This window comes from Vibrio sp. V38_P2S17PM301, assembly GCF_009904845.1.
GTDB classification, from domain to species: domain Bacteria; phylum Pseudomonadota; class Gammaproteobacteria; order Enterobacterales; family Vibrionaceae; genus Vibrio; species Vibrio proteolyticus.
Window position 1 is genome coordinate 1 of record NZ_WXWO01000004.1, and the last position, 17,742, is coordinate 17,742.

Below are 17,742 nucleotides of genomic sequence, written 5' to 3' on the forward strand. Positions count from 1 at the left end.
CGATTATGCTGGTCGATCTGATCTTCAACGTCGTGGAAAGCGTCGCTCCGGATATGGAAGCGTTTGATCTGGACAATATCCCGGGCGCCGGTTTGTTCCTGCCGCCGATTTTGACCCAGGTACCGATTATGATCGTGCTGTGTGTGAGCTTCTTTGTCGCAACCATCCTGTCATTTTATGTGAGCCAGGGATTGACGTTATTACCGCAAATAATCGGGTTTGGATTTGTCAAGGCGGTGACGATTCCAGTCAACGCTTATCTGGCATTGTTTATTGCGGCCTGGCTACTGAAGCCTCTGGCACCGTTATTTGATAAAAAGAAAAGTTTTGCCAAAGTTGATTTCATTGGCTTAAAAGGCCGTGTTCACAGCGGTACGGTGAATCAACAGCGTGGTGAAGTCATGGTACACCACAATGGCAGTGAATTCTTACTTGATGCTCGTGCGTCTGAATCTGAGTTATCAATAGAATATGGCGATGAAGTCGTCATCGTATCCCAAGATAAAACAACAAATCACTATATAGTGGCTAAAGATATCCAAGCATAAGGAGTTGGCTATGCAAATTTCTCCAAGCGTAATTTTTATTAGTGCTGGAGTCGGTATTTTTTTACTGATTTTAATTTTTTTGACGTCGAGATATAAGAAAGTTCGAGGTGAAGGTGACGCACTGATCGTCAACGGATTGCACGCCACGCGTGCGTCTCTGACGGGTACCTTTGTCTGGCCGGTGATCAACCAACACGAATACATGGACATTACCCGCAAGAAAATTTCTGTTGTCCGCAGTGGCCGGAAAGATCAGGAAGGGGAAGAGTACGAAGGTCTGCATTGTCGCGACAATATTCGTGCTGACCTGAAAGTGGATTTCTACATTGGTGTGAACCATGAAGAAGAAGACATCATCCGTGTGGCGAAGCTGTTTACGGCTCACGAAGCGTCAAACATCGACCGCCTGAAAGAACACTTCCAGCCTAAGTTCTCTGAAGCGCTGAAAACAGCAGTGAAACAGTTTGAATTTGAAGAGCTGCTGACGAACCGCCGTGCATTCCGTGACGCCGTGGTCGAAGTGATTGGCAGTGAGATGGACGGGTTTAAAATCTACGATGTGGTGATCGACAAAGTCGACCAGACTTCGCTGGATGCGCACAGTGCAGACAACATTCTGGACGTGGAAGGTATCCGTAAAATATCGATGATTACTGCGCAGAAGAATACTGAAACCAACGCCATCCGTCAGGATGAGCGGACCACGATGAAGAAGAAAAATGTCGAAGCGGAAGCCAATCGACTGCAACTGGACAAACAGGAGCAGGAAAGTGTAGCCCGCACTCGACGTGAAATTGAAATCATCAAAGCGCAAGAAGAAGCGCTGGCGGCAGAAAAACGCGAAGAGTATGAACGCGTTACTCAACTGGCGAAGCTGGAAACCGAAGAAGAAGTGTCGAAACGACGTGAAAGCGTAGAGATGGAAGTCGAAATGACGCGCATCGCGAACCAGCGTCAAGTTGCGATTCAGCAAGAAGAACTGACTCGTTCGGTAGAGACTGAGAAAGTCCGCACCGCCACGGAAGTGGCTGAACGTGAAATGCAAAAAGAAACCACCATTGAAGAATCACTGAAATCGGTGGCAGAAACGCGTTCTCAGCGGGTTGAAATCGAACGCAAGATCGCTCGCGAAGAAGAAGAGACGGAAAACCTGCGTGTGCATGAACAGGTTAACCGTCAAAAGCGTGTGACGCTGACGGAAGCGGAAGCGCTGGCAGAAGCTAAACAGCTTGAGTTGCTGGTGGCGGCCCGTGCCGAGAAAGAAGCGGCGCGTGAAAAAGCCGAGCGTCTGCTGATTGAAAATGACGCTGAACTGAAGATTCGTACCCGTGACGCTGAAAATGCGCTGGCTGTGAAGACACGCGAAGCGGAAGCGGAGCAGATCGTCACAACCAAACGTGCGGAAGCGGATTACGTGTCGAAAGAGCGTGAAGCGGCGGCGAAAGAGCGTATGGCCAAGGCCGAGAAAGAGATGATCAGCTCGACTGGCCTGGCGGAAGTGGAAGTCGAACGTGAACGTGCATTGGCGATTCGTGAAGTGGGTGAAGCCGAGGCGTACACACTGCAAACCGCCGGTGAAGCGGAAGCTCAGGCTCTGCGTGCGAAAGGTTTGGCGGAAGCGGAAGCTCAGACTGCGCGCTTTGAGGCTGCGCAGCAATACGACGAGCACACGCGTGAACACGATAAGTGGGTGATGCAACTGCAACAGGATAAAGAGCTGGAAATCGCGCGTATCGATGCGCAGAAAGCCGTGGTCAGTGAAAATGCGAAAGCCCTGGCACAAGCCCTGGCTCAGGCTGATATCAAACTGTTCGGTGGTGAAGGTATGGAGCAAATTCGCCGTACTATCATGGATGCGGCCGCAGTGGACGCTAAATTTGCCGAATCTAAAGTACTGAATCCACTAGTGTCTGAGTACGTTGATGGTCAGCGCAGCATGCCGCAAGACATCAAAGACATCCTGGAGAACACAGACCTGAAGAGCAGCGACCTGAGTAACGTCGCACTGGCTGGTTTGTTGAACTCTCAGGGCGGGGCGACGGAGCTGCTGAAGAAAATTCAGGCAACTCTGAACACGTCTGCTGACACCAATCAATAAACTACGTCGATAATCCCACATGATCCCGCCCGATGAGAGGCGGGATCGATTAGGTAATTGCATGTCCGAAACAACTCAACAAGCAGTGAGCGAGGGTGGGGCGTACGAAATACTGAAATCCCGTTTATTTCAGCAAGGTAAACAGCTCAAAACCCTTTCTCAGACTTTCAATCAGAATCGTCAGGCCATTTTTGGCGGCCGTGAGAGCCAACTGGTCGGTAAGGCGAATGTTCAGACGGAAGCGCGCTCGATCCCTATCGATATGGCGCAGGTCAATCAACAACTCCTGTTCGGTTATCAGGTTCACCTTGGCCTCAAAGCGGCGCCTTCGCTACAAGATGTGTTTGGTTTATACCAACTGCATGAACAAGATGGCACGTTCCGCATCGAGCCGTTGCCACTGGAAAACAGCTTCCTGACCGATCCCCGTTTCCTGCACGAATTCACCGAACTTTTTACGTACTACAGCGACGCTAAGCTGACGCAAATCTCGCGTCAGGAAAGCGTGCTCTATATCGTATTTCAGATTGGTATGCGGGTCGAAGACCGCAAGGTGTTCCGTTTCCAGCTCAATGCTAACTCGGTCGAGTATCTGGATGCGTTGGGCAATCAGCACCTTGAAAGTGTGCAGCAGCACGATGTGCAGTGGATCACCACCACACGTGAAGACCATGTTCTGGGAACGCACCCTCATGTGTCGATCCGCGACAAGTTGTTCGTCGAATGTGTCGGAGGTGATCTGACCATCAAGATCGAGGACAACACCGATGATGGCAAAGGCATCTACCGCGAAGAAGTCGAAGATCCACACCAGAGCGTGGCCGATGCCCTGATTGAGTACGCCTTTATCGGCGACCTGATCGCACTGAAAATCAAGCCGAACCGCGAAAAAGATTCACGTTACTTTATCTATAACCCTATCAATCAAACCGTAACCCGGGCGGATGCGCTGCGGCACAGCATCAAAGCGCTGCCGGAAGATCACGGCGTGCTGTTTTCTCATGGTTATGTGTTGGCGAACGGCGAAAGTAAGCTGTTTGACATGCCCTGGCAGCATTTGAAGTTTTTCCAGAAGATCGCCTCGCCTAACGGGGAAGATCTGATCTACTTCTTTTTCAATATGTTGGATGGTCACTACGTTGGCTTCACCTACAACATGATTGAGAAACAATTCGCCGCGCCGCTGGAAAGCCACGGTTTCAGTCTCTACCCGGATGGCCGTATGCTGGTGTTCCAGTTGTCGGAAAACGCAGAAGCGTCCACCATCCATCCCCTGCGTATCTGGGACACCCCGTTCTCGACGCCGGAACATTACGCCGCGCAAAACGCCAGTGCGGATGGTTCCAGCCCGCTGTTTAATCTTGGCAATGCTGAACTGGTGCGCGCACTCTCGTCGGTATTGTCGATTTGCCAGCTCGCGCAGACAGAGGACGTGACCCAGGCCGCTTTTGAAGTCCTGCTGAAAGAGTGTCAGAGCACACTGGATCACTATCACTGGCTCAATCACGGTTACGCCCTGGGTATGGGGGAGGTGATCAACAGTCTGATGGACACAGCAAACAAAATCATTGATGAGTTTGCCAAAGTCCTGCAGATGCAAAAGCACGCGACAGAGAGTTTGGGTGAGCATCAACAAGCTGTCAGAGATCTGATCGCCAAAATTAAGCTGGCACCGAAAGAGCAGGCCAATGTGCTGCTCAGCCTGCTATCCGATGTGAAGGCCCAGGTGGGCACCACCATGGCACTGCGCCAGCAACATTACATGGATGCGGCCAGCGTCGATACGATGCTGGAGACACTGCAAACGAACCGCGAACAGCTCAATCACCAACTGCTGGCGCTGTTGCAGGAAGAAAAAGCGTATCAGCCATTTAAGCAGCAGATTCAGGATATTGAAGCGGCTTTGGTGGACGTGAGTAAAACAGCTGATATTCAGGAGTTGCAGGCACAAGTCGACACATTGCGTGCAGACCTGCAACTGGTGACGGAAGAGGTCACGGAAATTGAAACCGATGACCCGACTCAGTCAACCCGTATTCTGGATATGACCACCGAAGTGTCATCGCTGCTCAATGCCGTGTCTGCTCGCTTGCGTAATAAGACCCAGAGCCTGCAAAGTCACGAAGCCCAGGCAGAGTTCAGTGCTCAGTTCAAACTGCTGGGTCAGTCGGTCAGCAGCGCGATGGAGCAAGCGGACACACCAGACGAATGTGATACGCAACTGGCGAAACTGGTGGGGCAACTCGATAAGCTGGAATCGCGTTTTGCTGACTTCGATCAGTTTCTGGCGGAAATCTACGCCAAACGGGACGAAATTCAGTCGACACTCGACAACCACAAGCAGCAATTGATCGCCGCGCAGCAGCGCCGGGTACAGAACCTGCTGCAGGCCGCCAACGTTACGATGAGCAGCATCGAAAAGCGGGTATCGCGTTTTGACGAGGTGTCTTCGCTCAACAGTTACTTCGCCACCGATGCCATGGTGTTAAAGCTGCACCAGTTGTCTCAGTCGATTCGTGATCTGGGTGACAGCGTCAAAGCCGACAGCCTGGACGCGCGGATGAAGTCACTGCAGGATCAATCGCTGCGTGCGCTGCGTGACAATCAGGATATTTTCGAAGATGGCGGCAAGGTGCTGCGTCTTGGCCGACACAAATTCAGTGTCAATCAGCAGGCCCTGGATCTCAGTCTGGTGGAGCACAACAAACAGTTGTGCACGCACATTTCCGGGACCGATTTTTATCAGCCGATTGTCGATGACGCGTTTTTGTCTTTACAGCAAATTGCACGCTTGGATGTGTCGTCGGAAAGTGAGTCGGTGTACCGAGGCGAATACCTCGCCTACCTGATGCTAAACAGTGCCATCAATAAGCAGGACGATCTGTCGTTGGAGAGGCTCTATCGAGCCAACCGCGAGAAACAACTGCTGTCACAGGTGCAAAGCTTTGCAGCGCCACGCTACAAAGAAGGCTACGTCAAAGGGATTCACGATCACGATGCGGCTTTGATTCTGCAACGTGTGCTGCCGACGTTTGAGCAAGCCGGGCTGTTGCGGTTTAGTCAGGCCGCTCGCGCCCACGCGTTACTGTGGTTGATGGCCCAAACGCAAGAGGTGCTGGATAGCTGGACTCAGCAGGCTAAAAATGCCCAGATGCTGAAAGAGCACCTCAACTCCTCGCAGGCGTTTGTGCAACTTCAACAAGCGCTGGCAGACACCATATCCGGTCATGCCGCACTTGAGAGCAGCGAGTACCTGATCCGCTTGCTGGCGGTGCCTGATGTGCAAATCGACGTCAGTCAGGATGCGTTTGAACTGTGTGAAGACTATCTGCAATACCGTCGCAGCCTTGGCTGGAATGGCGATGACCATCCGTTGAATGAGGCGTTTGCCGACCACCAGCAATGGCTGGCGGCGTACACCGAACACAAGCAGTATGGGCAAGCTTTTGTGGTGGAAGCCGCAGCGATTGCGGTATGCAAAACCCATTCACAGCGTCTGCTCAGCAGCGTTGATTTCTCTCTCGCCTGTTCGGTGGACGGCTTGCTGGGTGAGCATGAACGGGTGAAAGAAGGCAAACTGACACTGGTTCTGGATGACTTCATTCAGCGCGGTGAACACCACCGCAGCGTAGTGGTGCCGCAGTTCGACGCTTATTTGAGCCAGCGTACCGCGCTGTTGAATCAGGCAAAAGATCAGTTCCGTCTGAGTGAGTTTAAACCACGCCCGCTGACCTCGTTTGTGCGTAACAAACTGATCAGCGACAGCTACCTGCATCTGATCGGGGATAACTTCGCCAAGCAGATGGGCACGGTGGGTGATAAGAAACGCACAGACTTAATGGGAATGCTGTTACTGATATCGCCGCCGGGTTACGGTAAGACCACATTGATCGAATACGTGGCACACAAACTGGGTTTGGTGTTCATGAAGATCAATGGCCCGTCGATTGGTCATCAGGTCACGTCGTTGGACCCCGCCGATGCACCGGATCAAAACTCTGCGCGTGAAATTGAGAAGATCAATCTGGCGTTTGAAATGGGCAATAACGTCCTGTTGTATCTCGACGATATTCAGCACACCAATCCAGAATTGCTGCAGAAGTTTATCTCGTTGTGTGACGGTACCCGACGGATTGAAGGTACCTGGCAAGGTAAGACCAAAACCTATGACATGCGTGGTAAAAAATTCGCGGTGGTGATGGCGGGTAACCCTTACACCGAAAGCGGTGAAGCGTTCCGTATTCCGGACATGCTGGCGAACCGTGCGGACATTTATAACCTCGGTGACATGTTGTCGGATCAGCAGTACGCGTTCGAACTGAGCTTTATTGAAAACTCGTTGACGTCGAACCCGGTACTGGCACCACTGGCCACCCGTGATCTCAACGATCTGTACCGTTTTGTGCAAATGGCACAGGGCGAGGGTATTGCGCTGAGTGACATGTCGTATTCCTACTCGTCCACCGAAGCCAATGAGATTGTCGCCACGTTACAGAAACTGATGCAGGTGCAGCAAACCGTGCTCAAGGTCAATCAGCAGTACATTCTGTCTGCGGCGACAGCAGATGAATACCGGGTGGAACCACCGTTCAAGTTGCAGGGATCCTACCGCAACATGAATAAGCTGGCTGAGAAGATCTCGTCGGTGATGACCGAAGAGGAGCTCAATACGTTACTGCAGGACCACTACCAGGGCGAAGCGCAGACGTTGGCCAACGGGACGGAAGAGAACCTGCTCAAGCTGGCAGAACTGCGCGGTAACCTGACCCAGGAACAGCAGGCGCGCTGGCAAGAAATTAAACTGGCGTATCAACGCAAACAAATGATGGGCGATGACAGCGACCGTGCAGGTCAGGTCGTGCAGCAACTGGCGATGCTCAACCAGCATGTGGCACGATTTGCTCAGCCAAAACAACGGGAGAAAACACAATGAACCAACAACAATGGCTCGACTGGCTGACGGCGTCGCTGGAAGATGGTCGTCTGGATGATCACGAGCGACGTGAGCTGCAATCGAGTCTGGTTGCCGCCGGTTTGTCTGATGATGATCGTGCTTACCTACGCAATCAAAGCTTTAAACTGGCACAGAAAAGCATTGAAGATGGCATGGATGCGCAAGCGGTGGTGCGCTGGTTGGAGCGAGTGGTGAAAGTGCTCGACAATACTCGCACTGACGAGGCGGCAGAAGTGGCGACCAGTTGGTTTTCTCCGGGCCGTGCATGTGCCGCCGGGATCATTGAGCAATTGCGTCAGGCCCGCAATCGCGTTGACATCTGCGTGTTTACCATTGCGGATGATGAGCTGACCAAGCACATTGTAGCGGCGCACGAACGCGGTGTTAAAGTTCGGGTGATCACGGACAACGACAAAATCAATGATGCGGGCAGTGACATTGACTATCTCGCTCGCAAAGGCATTGATGTCAAGATCGACACCACCTCGTACCACATGCATCATAAGTTTGCTTTGTTTGACGGCGCACGTCTGCTTAACGGCAGTTTTAACTGGACACGCAGTGCATCACGTTACAATCAGGAAGACATCACACTGACGGACGATCGCCGCTTCCTGACCGCGTTTGCACGGCAGTTTGAAGACTTGTGGCAGCGTTTTCCCTGTCACGAGCCAACCTAAGGAGAGCTGGCATGAATACGATAACCAATCCGCAAACTCAGCCAACCGCCCCGACTGAGCCATTGCCGGAAGTGAGCCCTGAAGTGGTGGCTCTGTCTGACAGTTTTGATCCGTTTGATTCGGTGGCGACCATCACCTTTGGTAAGGAAGCGCTGGAGAAGATCACGGCCTTTTCGGACAACGTGCTGGATCAAGTGCGAGTCAGGGATACCGGTGATGCGGGTGAGATCCTCCAGTCGATGGTCGAATCCATGGACAGCGCCGCGTTTGACCAGCTAAATGGGAACAGTTTCCTGGCGAAGCTGCCACTGATCGGTGAGTTGTTTGATTCGTTCAAAAAATTCTCACGCAGTTTTGAATCGGTGAAACAGCAACTGGAGACTTTGTCCCAGCAACTGGAAGCTCAGGAAGTAAAACTGGCACACGACATCACGCAACTGGACGGGTTGTACGACAATAACCTGGAGTTGTTGCGTGGGTTGGAGCAGTTTATTGCGGCCGGAAAATACAAGCTGCAACAGCTCAACACACAGCTCTTGCCGGAACTGTTGGCCACGTCTGAACAAAGCGGTGATGCACTGGATGCACAGAAGTATCGTGATGCCACGCAAGCGGTCGCGCGGCTGGAAAAACGGATCCACAATCTGGAGTTGACCCGGCTTGCCGCGGTTCAGACTGCGCCTCAGATCCGTCTGTCACAGGAAGGCAATAAGATGTTGATGGAAGATATTCAGGATATCGTTCACAACACTTTCCCGTTGTGGAAACGTCAGTTCCTGATCGCCATTTCCAATTATGAAAAGGAAAAGGCGCTGACGGTAACACGTGCGGTGAAAGACTATACCAACAAGCAATACGTGAAGAATGCCGAACGCTTGAAAGTATTGGAAGAACAGATCGCCGAAAACTACCAGCGCGGTATTCTGGATGTGGAATCACTGCAGGCGGTCAATCAACTGACCATCGAAACGCTCAACAACACCTTGTCCCGAGTTAAAGAGGGGCGGGCGCAAAGGGAAAAAGCCGAGAAAGTGATCGCGCAAGCTGAGCAGGAGCTCAAAGTGGCGCTGCAACAATCTCTGCAACGCTGATCGCCCTCTTATCGGGTGTTCATACAAGCCCGGCTGCCTGCGCAGCCGGGCTTTTTTGTCTTCGTCGTCGGGGCGTGGGAAGGGTTACGAAGACAAAATATCGCAAGAAACGTGGCTTAATGCGTTTATGTACTAGCATAAATGGACAGGACACGCATTTGCTTAAGGAGAGACCATGCACAAAACCTGGCTTGCAATCACGCTGGCGGCTTTGGTGGCCGGTTGCGCCACCGGTGACACACCCGCGGCGAAAAAGAAAAATGCTCAGAAGGAGACCAATGCCGCGCTACAGGAAATTTACAACGAGCACGCTGGGGCTAAGTCTGCGGTGGCGGGTAGTATGGCGTATCTGGTGTGTACTGGCAGTGACAGTTATCTGCTGGCGGCTGCGTCAGGGGGCGGCGTGTGCACGTATCACAAGGGTGGTGCTATCAGCTATTATCGTTTTGCATCGCTGGGAGCCGGGCTTGGGCTCGGGTTTAAGAAAATTGCGTTTGTTTACGCATTTAATAATCAAGTAGCGATGAAGCGGTTTGAAGAAGAAGGGTGGGACGCCGGGGCTAAAGCAGATGCGACCGCGAAAACCACCGAAGAGGGTGATCAGGCTGCCGCCAATACCTCATATGATGCCAATGGGGTGAAAGTCTTTCAGACGGCCTTGTGGGGGGCAGCCGCTCAGGCGACAGTGCAAGGCTACAAGTTCTGGGAAACCGATTTTACCGATGACGTGATTGAGCATTCCGAGTAATCCGTCTGCCGGCCGCGATTAAGCGGCCGGCCTCCGAATCAACGAAAGCAAACCTGTGCCCAACGAGCCAGCCCTGCCGTGACGGAGCCGAAATAGTTGCCGCTCACCACTGGAATGCCGGGTAGCGTCTGTTGTACGGCTGCTTTCAGAATCGGTGATCGGGCCGAGCCGCCGGTCATGAAGATTACATCCGGTTTAATCCCACCTAAGGTGACCGCCTCACTCACCAGTTCCACCATTTTGCGTTGTGGCGCTGCGATCGCCTCGATCATGGCGTCACGGTGAATCTCGACCTCACACAGATCCGACATTATCTTCAGTTGTGTGGTGATGCTTTGGCGCTCAGACAGCGCAATTTTGGCTTCTTCCGCTTTCTTCACCAGGCTATAGCCCAGGGTATCCTGATACACCGCCATCAGACGGGCAAGTTTTTGTGGCTCCTGTGCGTTTTTGACCAGACGTTGAAGTTCTGCCAAGTTTTCCCGGGCATAAAACTTACTCTGGGCGCTGACGTCATTGATGGCGATCGGGTTCCAGAATTGTGTCAAAGCGATATCCAGCCCGTCATTGGTTTTGCTGCCAAGGCCGAAAGGATGCATCAGTTGTTTAAACGTCAGATGGATATCCAGATCGTTACCGCCTACCCGTTGGCCACTGTGTGCGATCAGACTGTGCTCGCGCTGGGCCTGGCCGCAAAAAGAAGGGCCCATTTGAATCAGCGAGCAGTCGGTGGTGCCGCCGCCGATATCCACCACCAGAACGGTTTTATCCTGGTGGAGTGTGGCTTCGTATTCCAGACCGGCGGCGACCGGTTCAAACTGAAACTCAACATGACGGAATCCCGCACGTTTCGCGGCCCGGTGGAGAATCCGTTCGGCCTGCTGGTTTGACGCTTCGCCACCGCGCCCGTGGAAGTTGATTGGCCGGCCAATGACGGCATCATCAATACTGTGTTGAGTGTGGTATTCGGCCTGTGCTTTGATGTTGGCCATCATGGCGCACACCAGATCTTCGAAGAAGCTCAGTTGTACGTCTCGAAGCCCGATTGCGCCCAGAAACGATTTAGGGGATTTAACGTAATAGACTTCTTGCGGGTCGTCGAGATAGCGGGTCAATGCCGCCTGACCGAATACCACATCATCAGGATGGAGCTCGATGTCTTCTTCTTGGTTGGTAGCAATGGCACGGCGCAATAACTGCTCACCTGTGCTATCAGCCGGTGAGATACGGCGATGGCGAAACAGGTGCTCAGACACCGACTCTCGGGTCGGAGCGGCCAGGGTTGACGGAATGTACAAACCTTCTTGTTCCAGCGCAATCAGTTGGGGCTCCTTGCCCACCATCTGGGCTACCGAGCAGTTTGCTGTACCGTAATCAAAACCTATATACATGTGCCACCTCCAACTTATCGCGAAAAAAGGTCGGAGATGCTACCTCAAGCCGGGCCGCTTCTCTAGTTGAATTTTGGCTGTTGCATAGGGTTTCGCCAAAATTGTGAAGCGCCGGCTGAAATGGCCGCTGAGTAAGCGCAAGCTTAGATTTCATCGCTTGCTGACGCAGATTGACTTGCTATACACATTTCTCGTCGCAGCGACTGTTAGGCTGATCACTCACCTGCACAATCTTGCACGATTTGGGAGAACAAACCATGGAAACCATTCTGGTATTTGGCGGGTTGGGCGACCCCAAAAGTTCGGTCATTGCCCTTTATCAACCGCTACTTCGTAAACTGCAACGTCGCTTTCATCTGGTGGCGATAGATCCGGCCGTCAGTCACCCGGACGCACTATTACGACGTCAGCAATACGCGTTTGAGTACGCCGATGCTTATGCTTCGCTGCAAGCCTACAGACAACAACATTCGACAGAATCCGTTGCCGCCAGCTTCCTGCTCACCCCAGTCGCGACCCACCTGCCGTTGATTGAGGATTTGTATCAACACGGACTCTCCTCCAACAGCTTGATTGTGGTGGAAAAACCGTCGTTTTCGCTGCACCAGTGTGAGCGGGGTTTCCACCAACTGATCCCGGCCATGCGTGCGCGGGGCACGCGGTTTTACTTTGTCGATACCGCGCTGGTGGCCCCCTCTCTGGATGCGTATCTGAAGCGTGACGATGCATTGTCCACCAAACGGCCAAATAAAATCATTGCCGTCGCCAGTGATAACCCTGTTAACAGCGTGCCGGCGTTAGACGCTTTCCGACTGAAGCACAACATTGCGGCGATCAATCAGCGTCGGCTGCTGGAACCGGAGATGGCCGGTGGCGCCGGACTCGGGCTGGACATGGGAGTCCATGCTATCGCGGGTCTGGTGCGTCTGCTGCAATATTCCGCCTGGGAGGTCAGTGGCTTTGATGTGACAGGAGCACAGCTAGAGGCGCTCATGCATGTGGATTTACTGCGTCAGCCTGGTGCGGAAACGTATTTGTATGCACAGGGGACGTTGCAGGCAAAGGAGCACCAAATGGTGTTTGAAGTGCAAGGCGGTAAAGGCAGTGACATCTGGGACCGGCGCCTGGAATTGTATTTTGACGATCAAGTGGTTGTGATTGGACTGGGCACACTGAAACATGCGCCTTACTTATGGCGCTGGGCAGATGGCCGGGAGGAGTTTCAGCTGTTTGCAGCCCAAACGGCCGGGTATTCTCAGCACGCGATAGATATTCTGGCGGAGTTAGCCGACGTGCCCGATTCAACACGAATACTGACCTGTTTGGAAAGCGAACTGCTGATGGAAAAAACCATGGCGTTTCTTAACCAGATCTATTTGCGGGTCGGAGATTCGCTGCACGAGCGGGAACGCCAGATTCGACACGTCGACAAACACTCTCCCGCGCACTTGTCTGAGCGAGAGTATGAAGTTCGCAGCAGGCTGTACGACTTTGTTAACCGTATCATTCAGCGTGAGTGACAGGCGGATCACATCCGCTGAGCGTGGCTCTGGTGTTTCAGAGGCGGGCTGTCCAAGATAAGTGCACTCACAACAGAAGCTGGTTCAGTCGGTTGCGCGCCAGCATCCCCAACTCGTTCTGGTTGGGTATGGCGACCAGACCGGGTGTCAGTTTCTGCAGGCTATCGGTTTTCAGTTGTTGTCTGACTTGGCCGTTTGGCAAAAAACCGAACACGTGATCTGATAAGGTGGCCCCGGTGGCGGAGCACGTGCGGGGTGACACATTTTGACTGAACGTCACATTATGTAGGCCTTGTCGCCGAACTGTCATATTTCTAACCACATGAAATACATGGCTATTTTCTATTTCCAACCGCGATTCTGCTTCACTTTCCTACCGCTCTCACTCTCTTTTGTACAAAATGTGACCATATCTAACAAGGGGAAACTTTCACCACCACAATTGATGATAACTCTCACAATATCAAACGGATATTGAGGCATTCAGCGGTTCTTCTCTTACAGTTTTTGATGGCTTTTTAGCACACGGGTGTGCTTAGCAGCCTTTATTTTTTTGTTTTTTTAATTGAAGGGAAGAATATGAAATTCAAAAAGAGTTTATCTGCCGGGCTCCTTTTGTTCGGAGGTCTGAGCGGTGTGACGCCATCCGTCGCTGCGGAGGTGCCACGAACCGCATTTGTCCATTTATTCGAATGGAGTTGGCCGGATATTGCCACCGAATGCGAAACCTTTCTTGGCCCTAAGGGGTTCTCTGCGGTTCAGGTGTCTCCGCCGCAAAAAAGCGTCAACAATGCTGCCTGGTGGGCGCGCTACCAACCTGTTAGTTACTCTTTTGAAGGGCGCAGTGGAACCCGGGCTCAATTTGCGGATATGGTCCAGCGTTGTAAAGCGGTGGGGGTCGATATTTATCTGGATGCGGTGATCAACCATATGGCAGCACAAGATCGCTATTTTCCAGAAGTGCCTTACAGCAGTAATGATTTTCACAGTTGCACGGGCGATATCGATTATTCCAACCGCTGGTCGATTCAAAATTGCGATCTGGTTGGGCTGAACGATCTCAAAACCGAGTCAGAATACGTTCGGCAGAAAATTGCAGACTATATGAACGATGCGCTCAGTCTGGGCGTGGCGGGGTTTCGGATTGATGCCGCCAAGCATATCCCGGCCGGCGACATCGCGGCGATCAAGAGCAAGCTCAACGGCAGCCCGTATATCTATCAGGAGGTTATCGGGGCGGCAGGGGAGCCGGTACAAACCAGCGAGTACACGTATATCGGAGACGTGACGGAATTTAACTTCGCCCGGACCATCGGGCCTAAATTTAAGCAAGGTGGCATTAAAGACCTGCAGGGGATTGGTTCGTGGAGCGGCTGGCTGAGCAGCGACGATGCGGTGACCTTTGTGACCAACCATGACGAAGAACGCCATAATCCTGGCCAGGTTCTCAGCCATCAGGACTTTGGCAATCTGTATTTCCTCGGGAACGTGTTTACTCTGGCGTATCCTTACGGCTACCCAAAAGTGATGTCGGGGTACTACTTCAGTAATTTTGATGCCGGGCCACCATCGACAGGGGTACATTCTGGTAATGCGTGTGGCTTTGATGGCGGTGATTGGGTCTGCGAACACAAATGGCGTGGTGTAGCCAACATGGTGGCGTTTCGCAACCACACAGCAGCCCAGTGGCAGGTCACTGACTGGTGGGACGATGGTTACAATCAGGTGGCGTTTGGTCGTGGCGGGCTGGGCTTTGTGGTGATCAATCGAGATGACAATAAAGGCATCAATCAGAGTTTCCAGACGGGAATGCCCGCTGGCGAGTATTGTGACATCATTGCCGGTGATTTCGACACCCAGAGCGGTCATTGCAGCGCTACGACGATCACCGTCGACAGTCAGGGGTATGCACATTTTACTGTCGGTAGTCATCAGGCCGCTGCGATTCACATTGGCGCGAAACTCGGCTCCGTGTGCCAGGACTGTGGCGGCACGGCCGCAGAGACAAAAGTCTGCTTTGACAATGCACAAAACTTTAGCCAACCGTATTTGCATTACTGGAATGTCAATGCGGATCAGGCCGTAGCGAATGCAACCTGGCCGGGCGTCGCGATGACGGCTGAAAATGGCGGATACTGCTACGATTTTGGTGTCGGTCTCAATTCACTTCAGGTAATTTTCAGCGATAACGGCGCCAGCCAAACCGCTGATCTGACCGCCAGCAGTCCGACGTTGTGTTACCAGAACGGAACGTGGCGTGACAGTGACTTCTGTCAGAGTAGCAATGTGGGCAACGAGAGTTGGTATTTCCGTGGAACCTCAAACGGTTGGGGCGTGAGCGCACTCACTTATGAGGCTGCGACAGGCCTGTACACTACGGTGCAGAGCTTTAACGGGGAGGAGTCGCCCGCACGCTTTAAAATTGATGATGGCAACTGGAGTGAGTCGTATCCAAGTGCTGATTATCAAGTCGGTGATTATGCCACCTACACGATCACGTTTGACAGCCAGACGAAGGCCATCACCGTGACTTCGCAGTAACGTCAAAGCGGCACGGTGATGAGCTGTGCCGCTTTCTGGCTAATCGTTGTCGCGGTGGATCTCGCAAGGTGTTGAGAGCGTCACAATGTTTAAAACACAGATGCGATGAATGGATTAAGTTGGTTCATTGGGCACCATCCGATAAGCCAGTCGCAGTGGGTTGGATTCGGTATGAGATGAGTAGCCACAAGTACCGACCTGATAAGTCTTGAAACTGCCGTAATATTGAACGGTGGTGCTGGCATGGCCCATCGTATCTTTAAACCCGCCCCAGGTGCTCATCGGGGCCGTAAATCCGTACGCTTCGGTTTGAAACCAGGTGCAGCCGTTACGGGTACCAAACAGCAAATTTCCCCACCGGTTTGGGAACAGAATTTCAAATTGTTCATCGGTACTGTTGTGAGAAGACATACCGGTGCGTGATCCGCCGTCGAGATCTCCATTGTTCAGCAACGCCAGCCAATATTGGTAGAACATTTTATTGTCCGCTACTTCGACCTGGCCACCCTTAAACACGCAAGCACCGCCCTCGTTGTACATTGAAGCTCGGCTATACAACAAACGGATATCGTTAATGACCTGCAAAAACTTTTTTTGGCCGGCCTGAAAATGAGCTTGATCGCGCAGGAGTAACTGATAGATAGAATACGCAGAGTGTCCAAGCGTGGCACAGCCATAATCTGCCTGGCGTTCCAGCGCGTCGGCAACGGAGAGTCTCAGCATGATCGGTTCCTTTTGTTCTGAGGATAAAAGAAAGCTAGGTGAAATGACGGATAAGACAAATATATCTGAGTGACTGGTGCGGAGCAGGAGAGGGGGATGGGGGCAACAAAAAAGCTCCCGAAGGAGCTTTGTCTGGTTAGTCTATCAGGCTGAACAGTAAGGCAGAAATGGCCAGAGCGCCGGCCAGCAGAATAAAGTACGTACTCAGTCGGCCACGGTATGCTTTGAGCGAATCCACTTTATAGACCGCGATCATTGGCATGATGAACAGAATCATGGCGATGACCGGGCCAGACAGTGCTTCCATCATGCCCAGAATGCTCGGATTCATGACAGCCGCAAACCAGATCGCAAAGAACATCGCTACCACGCCCAGTTTGTCGGCTTGTGAGTAGCTCAGGTCGCTGTGTTTAGTCACCAAGCCATTCAGACTCTCACGTGCGCCGAGGAAGTGGCCAAGGAACGAGGAAGTAATGGCGATGAATGCGACCAGCGGGCCCAAAGTGGCAATAAACGGGTTGTGAGTGACATTGGCCAGATAAGACAGTACAGAGACGTTTTGCTGTTTAGCTTCAGCGAGTTGCTGCGGAGAAAGCGTCAACACGCAAGAGAAGACAAATAGCAGCACAAAGGCAATCAGCATAATGCTGGTACGCTTTAAAATCTGCTCGGATTTGACCGTTGCCTGATCATCATAGTGGCGACGTTGTACGCCGACAAAACTGGAAATGGCTGCCGCGTGACTGAACGAAAAAATGACGACGGGGACGGCAAGCCACAGTGTTTGACTGAAGTTGGCGATGTTTGGCATATCCAGTGACGGCATTTGCCAGTTTGGGATAAGGTACAGAGACAAAAAGCCTAGAATTGCAACCAGTGGGTACACCATTGCGGCGAATGCGCGAAGCATCAATTTCTCGCCACCCATCATGATCGCAATCATGGTGAACACCAGCACACCAGACAAGAGCACACGCGGTGGTGACGCCATGCCAGCCTGATTAATCAGAAAACTTTCGACGGTATTGGTCAGGCCGACACCATAAATCAACAGAATCGGAAAAATAGACAGAAAATACAACAGGGAAATCAGGCGTCCAGCCTGAGCGCCGAAGTGTTCTTCCACCACGTCAGTAAAATCCGATTGCTTATTTTGCGAAGAAAGCACAAATCTTGCTAGCCCCCGGTGGGCCAGAAATGTCATCGGGAATGCCAGGACGGCCATGATCATTAACGGCCAGAACCCACCAATACCAAGATTGATTGGAAGAAACAGTATGCCAGCTCCGACGGCGGTGCCAAACAGGCTTAAAACCCAATGTGTATCATGGCGTGTCCATGTCGCGCCTGCTGACAGGTCACTGTTTTTTGATAGTTCTATAGTTTGTTTCACCCTAGACTCGCTTCTTTCTAATATTTTAGTCCAGGAATGTTATACATTTTGAAAC

The 17,742-nt window shown here is 52.2% G+C and carries 12 protein-coding genes; 8 read left to right on the plus strand and 4 right to left on the minus strand.

What is annotated here, in order from left to right:
- The 6 genes from CAG64_RS01840 to CAG64_RS01865 form a co-directional block, all read left to right on the plus strand.
- Positions 1–548: DUF1449 domain-containing protein (locus CAG64_RS01840; RefSeq protein ID WP_161489263.1), on the plus strand; the 548-nt coding region annotated here is incomplete at its 5' end.
- A 10-nt stretch (positions 549–558) separates the two neighbouring features.
- The gene (locus CAG64_RS01845) at positions 559–2,646 is read left to right on the plus strand and encodes a hypothetical protein (RefSeq protein ID WP_021707462.1); all 2,088 of its coding nucleotides are present in this window, start codon (positions 559–561) and stop codon (positions 2,644–2,646) included.
- Positions 2,647–2,707: 61 nt separating this feature from the next.
- On the plus strand, positions 2,708–7,579 hold the full coding sequence (locus tag CAG64_RS01850; RefSeq protein WP_161447583.1) for a DNA repair ATPase: 4,872 nt from the start codon (positions 2,708–2,710) through the stop codon (positions 7,577–7,579).
- On the plus strand, positions 7,576–8,280 hold the full coding sequence (locus CAG64_RS01855) for a phospholipase D-like domain-containing protein (protein ID WP_021707464.1): 705 nt from the start codon (positions 7,576–7,578) through the stop codon (positions 8,278–8,280). Before CAG64_RS01850 ends, CAG64_RS01855 begins: the two co-directional genes overlap by 4 nt.
- Before the next feature lie 11 nt (positions 8,281–8,291).
- On the plus strand, positions 8,292–9,371 hold the full coding sequence (locus tag CAG64_RS01860; protein ID WP_161447584.1) for a toxic anion resistance protein: 1,080 nt from the start codon (positions 8,292–8,294) through the stop codon (positions 9,369–9,371).
- A 175-nt stretch (positions 9,372–9,546) separates the two neighbouring features.
- Positions 9,547–10,119, plus strand: a complete 573-nt coding sequence (locus CAG64_RS01865; RefSeq protein ID WP_021706307.1) for a hypothetical protein — start codon at positions 9,547–9,549, stop codon at positions 10,117–10,119.
- Positions 10,120–10,157: 38 nt separating this feature from the next.
- Here the strand turns inward: CAG64_RS01865 and yegD are convergent, their stop codons facing one another.
- Positions 10,158–11,510: a molecular chaperone gene (gene yegD / locus CAG64_RS01870; RefSeq protein WP_021706306.1), complete on the minus strand. Its 1,353-nt coding sequence runs from the start codon at positions 11,508–11,510 to the stop codon at positions 10,158–10,160.
- 257 nt (positions 11,511–11,767) lie between these two features.
- Here yegD and CAG64_RS01875 point away from each other — a divergent pair, with 257 nt between their 5' ends.
- On the plus strand, positions 11,768–13,030 hold the full coding sequence (locus CAG64_RS01875; protein WP_161447585.1) for a hypothetical protein: 1,263 nt from the start codon (positions 11,768–11,770) through the stop codon (positions 13,028–13,030).
- A gap of 67 nt (positions 13,031–13,097) precedes the next feature.
- Here CAG64_RS01875 and CAG64_RS01880 read toward each other — a convergent pair whose 3' ends face one another.
- Positions 13,098–13,310: a hypothetical protein gene (locus CAG64_RS01880; RefSeq protein ID WP_161447586.1), complete on the minus strand. Its 213-nt coding sequence runs from the start codon at positions 13,308–13,310 to the stop codon at positions 13,098–13,100.
- 299 nt (positions 13,311–13,609) lie between these two features.
- Here CAG64_RS01880 and CAG64_RS01885 point away from each other — a divergent pair, with 299 nt between their 5' ends.
- Positions 13,610–15,571, plus strand: coding sequence for a starch-binding protein (locus CAG64_RS01885; protein WP_161447335.1), 1,962 nt, complete (start codon positions 13,610–13,612; stop codon positions 15,569–15,571).
- A 114-nt stretch (positions 15,572–15,685) separates the two neighbouring features.
- Here the strand turns inward: CAG64_RS01885 and CAG64_RS01890 are convergent, their stop codons facing one another.
- Positions 15,686–16,294 (minus strand): hypothetical protein, encoded by a 609-nt coding sequence (locus CAG64_RS01890; protein WP_237668209.1) that lies wholly within the window; start codon positions 16,292–16,294, stop codon positions 15,686–15,688.
- A 136-nt stretch (positions 16,295–16,430) separates the two neighbouring features.
- Positions 16,431–17,687 carry an aromatic amino acid transport family protein gene (locus tag CAG64_RS01895; protein WP_021706301.1) on the minus strand — a complete coding sequence of 419 codons (1,257 nt, stop codon included), beginning with the start codon at positions 17,685–17,687 and terminating at the stop codon, positions 16,431–16,433.
- Positions 17,688–17,742 lie beyond the last annotated feature (55 nt).

Bases quoted from the DNA above. Each gene is read 5' to 3' on its own strand.
- CAG64_RS01850 (WP_161447583.1), top strand. From the start codon at position 2,708: ATGTCCGAAACAACTCAACAAGCAGTGAGCGAGGGTGGGGCGTACGAA.
- CAG64_RS01865 (WP_021706307.1), top strand. From the start codon at position 9,547: ATGCACAAAACCTGGCTTGCAATCACGCTGGCGGCTTTGGTGGCCGGT.
- CAG64_RS01845 (WP_021707462.1), top strand. From the start codon at position 559: ATGCAAATTTCTCCAAGCGTAATTTTTATTAGTGCTGGAGTCGGTATT.
- CAG64_RS01890 (WP_237668209.1), bottom strand. From the start codon at position 16,294: ATGCTGAGACTCTCCGTTGCCGACGCGCTGGAACGCCAGGCAGATTAT.
- CAG64_RS01855 (WP_021707464.1), top strand. From the start codon at position 7,576: ATGAACCAACAACAATGGCTCGACTGGCTGACGGCGTCGCTGGAAGAT.
- CAG64_RS01885 (WP_161447335.1), top strand. From the start codon at position 13,610: ATGAAATTCAAAAAGAGTTTATCTGCCGGGCTCCTTTTGTTCGGAGGT.
- CAG64_RS01860 (WP_161447584.1), top strand. From the start codon at position 8,292: ATGAATACGATAACCAATCCGCAAACTCAGCCAACCGCCCCGACTGAG.
- CAG64_RS01875 (WP_161447585.1), top strand. From the start codon at position 11,768: ATGGAAACCATTCTGGTATTTGGCGGGTTGGGCGACCCCAAAAGTTCG.
- yegD (WP_021706306.1), bottom strand. From the start codon at position 11,510: ATGTATATAGGTTTTGATTACGGTACAGCAAACTGCTCGGTAGCCCAG.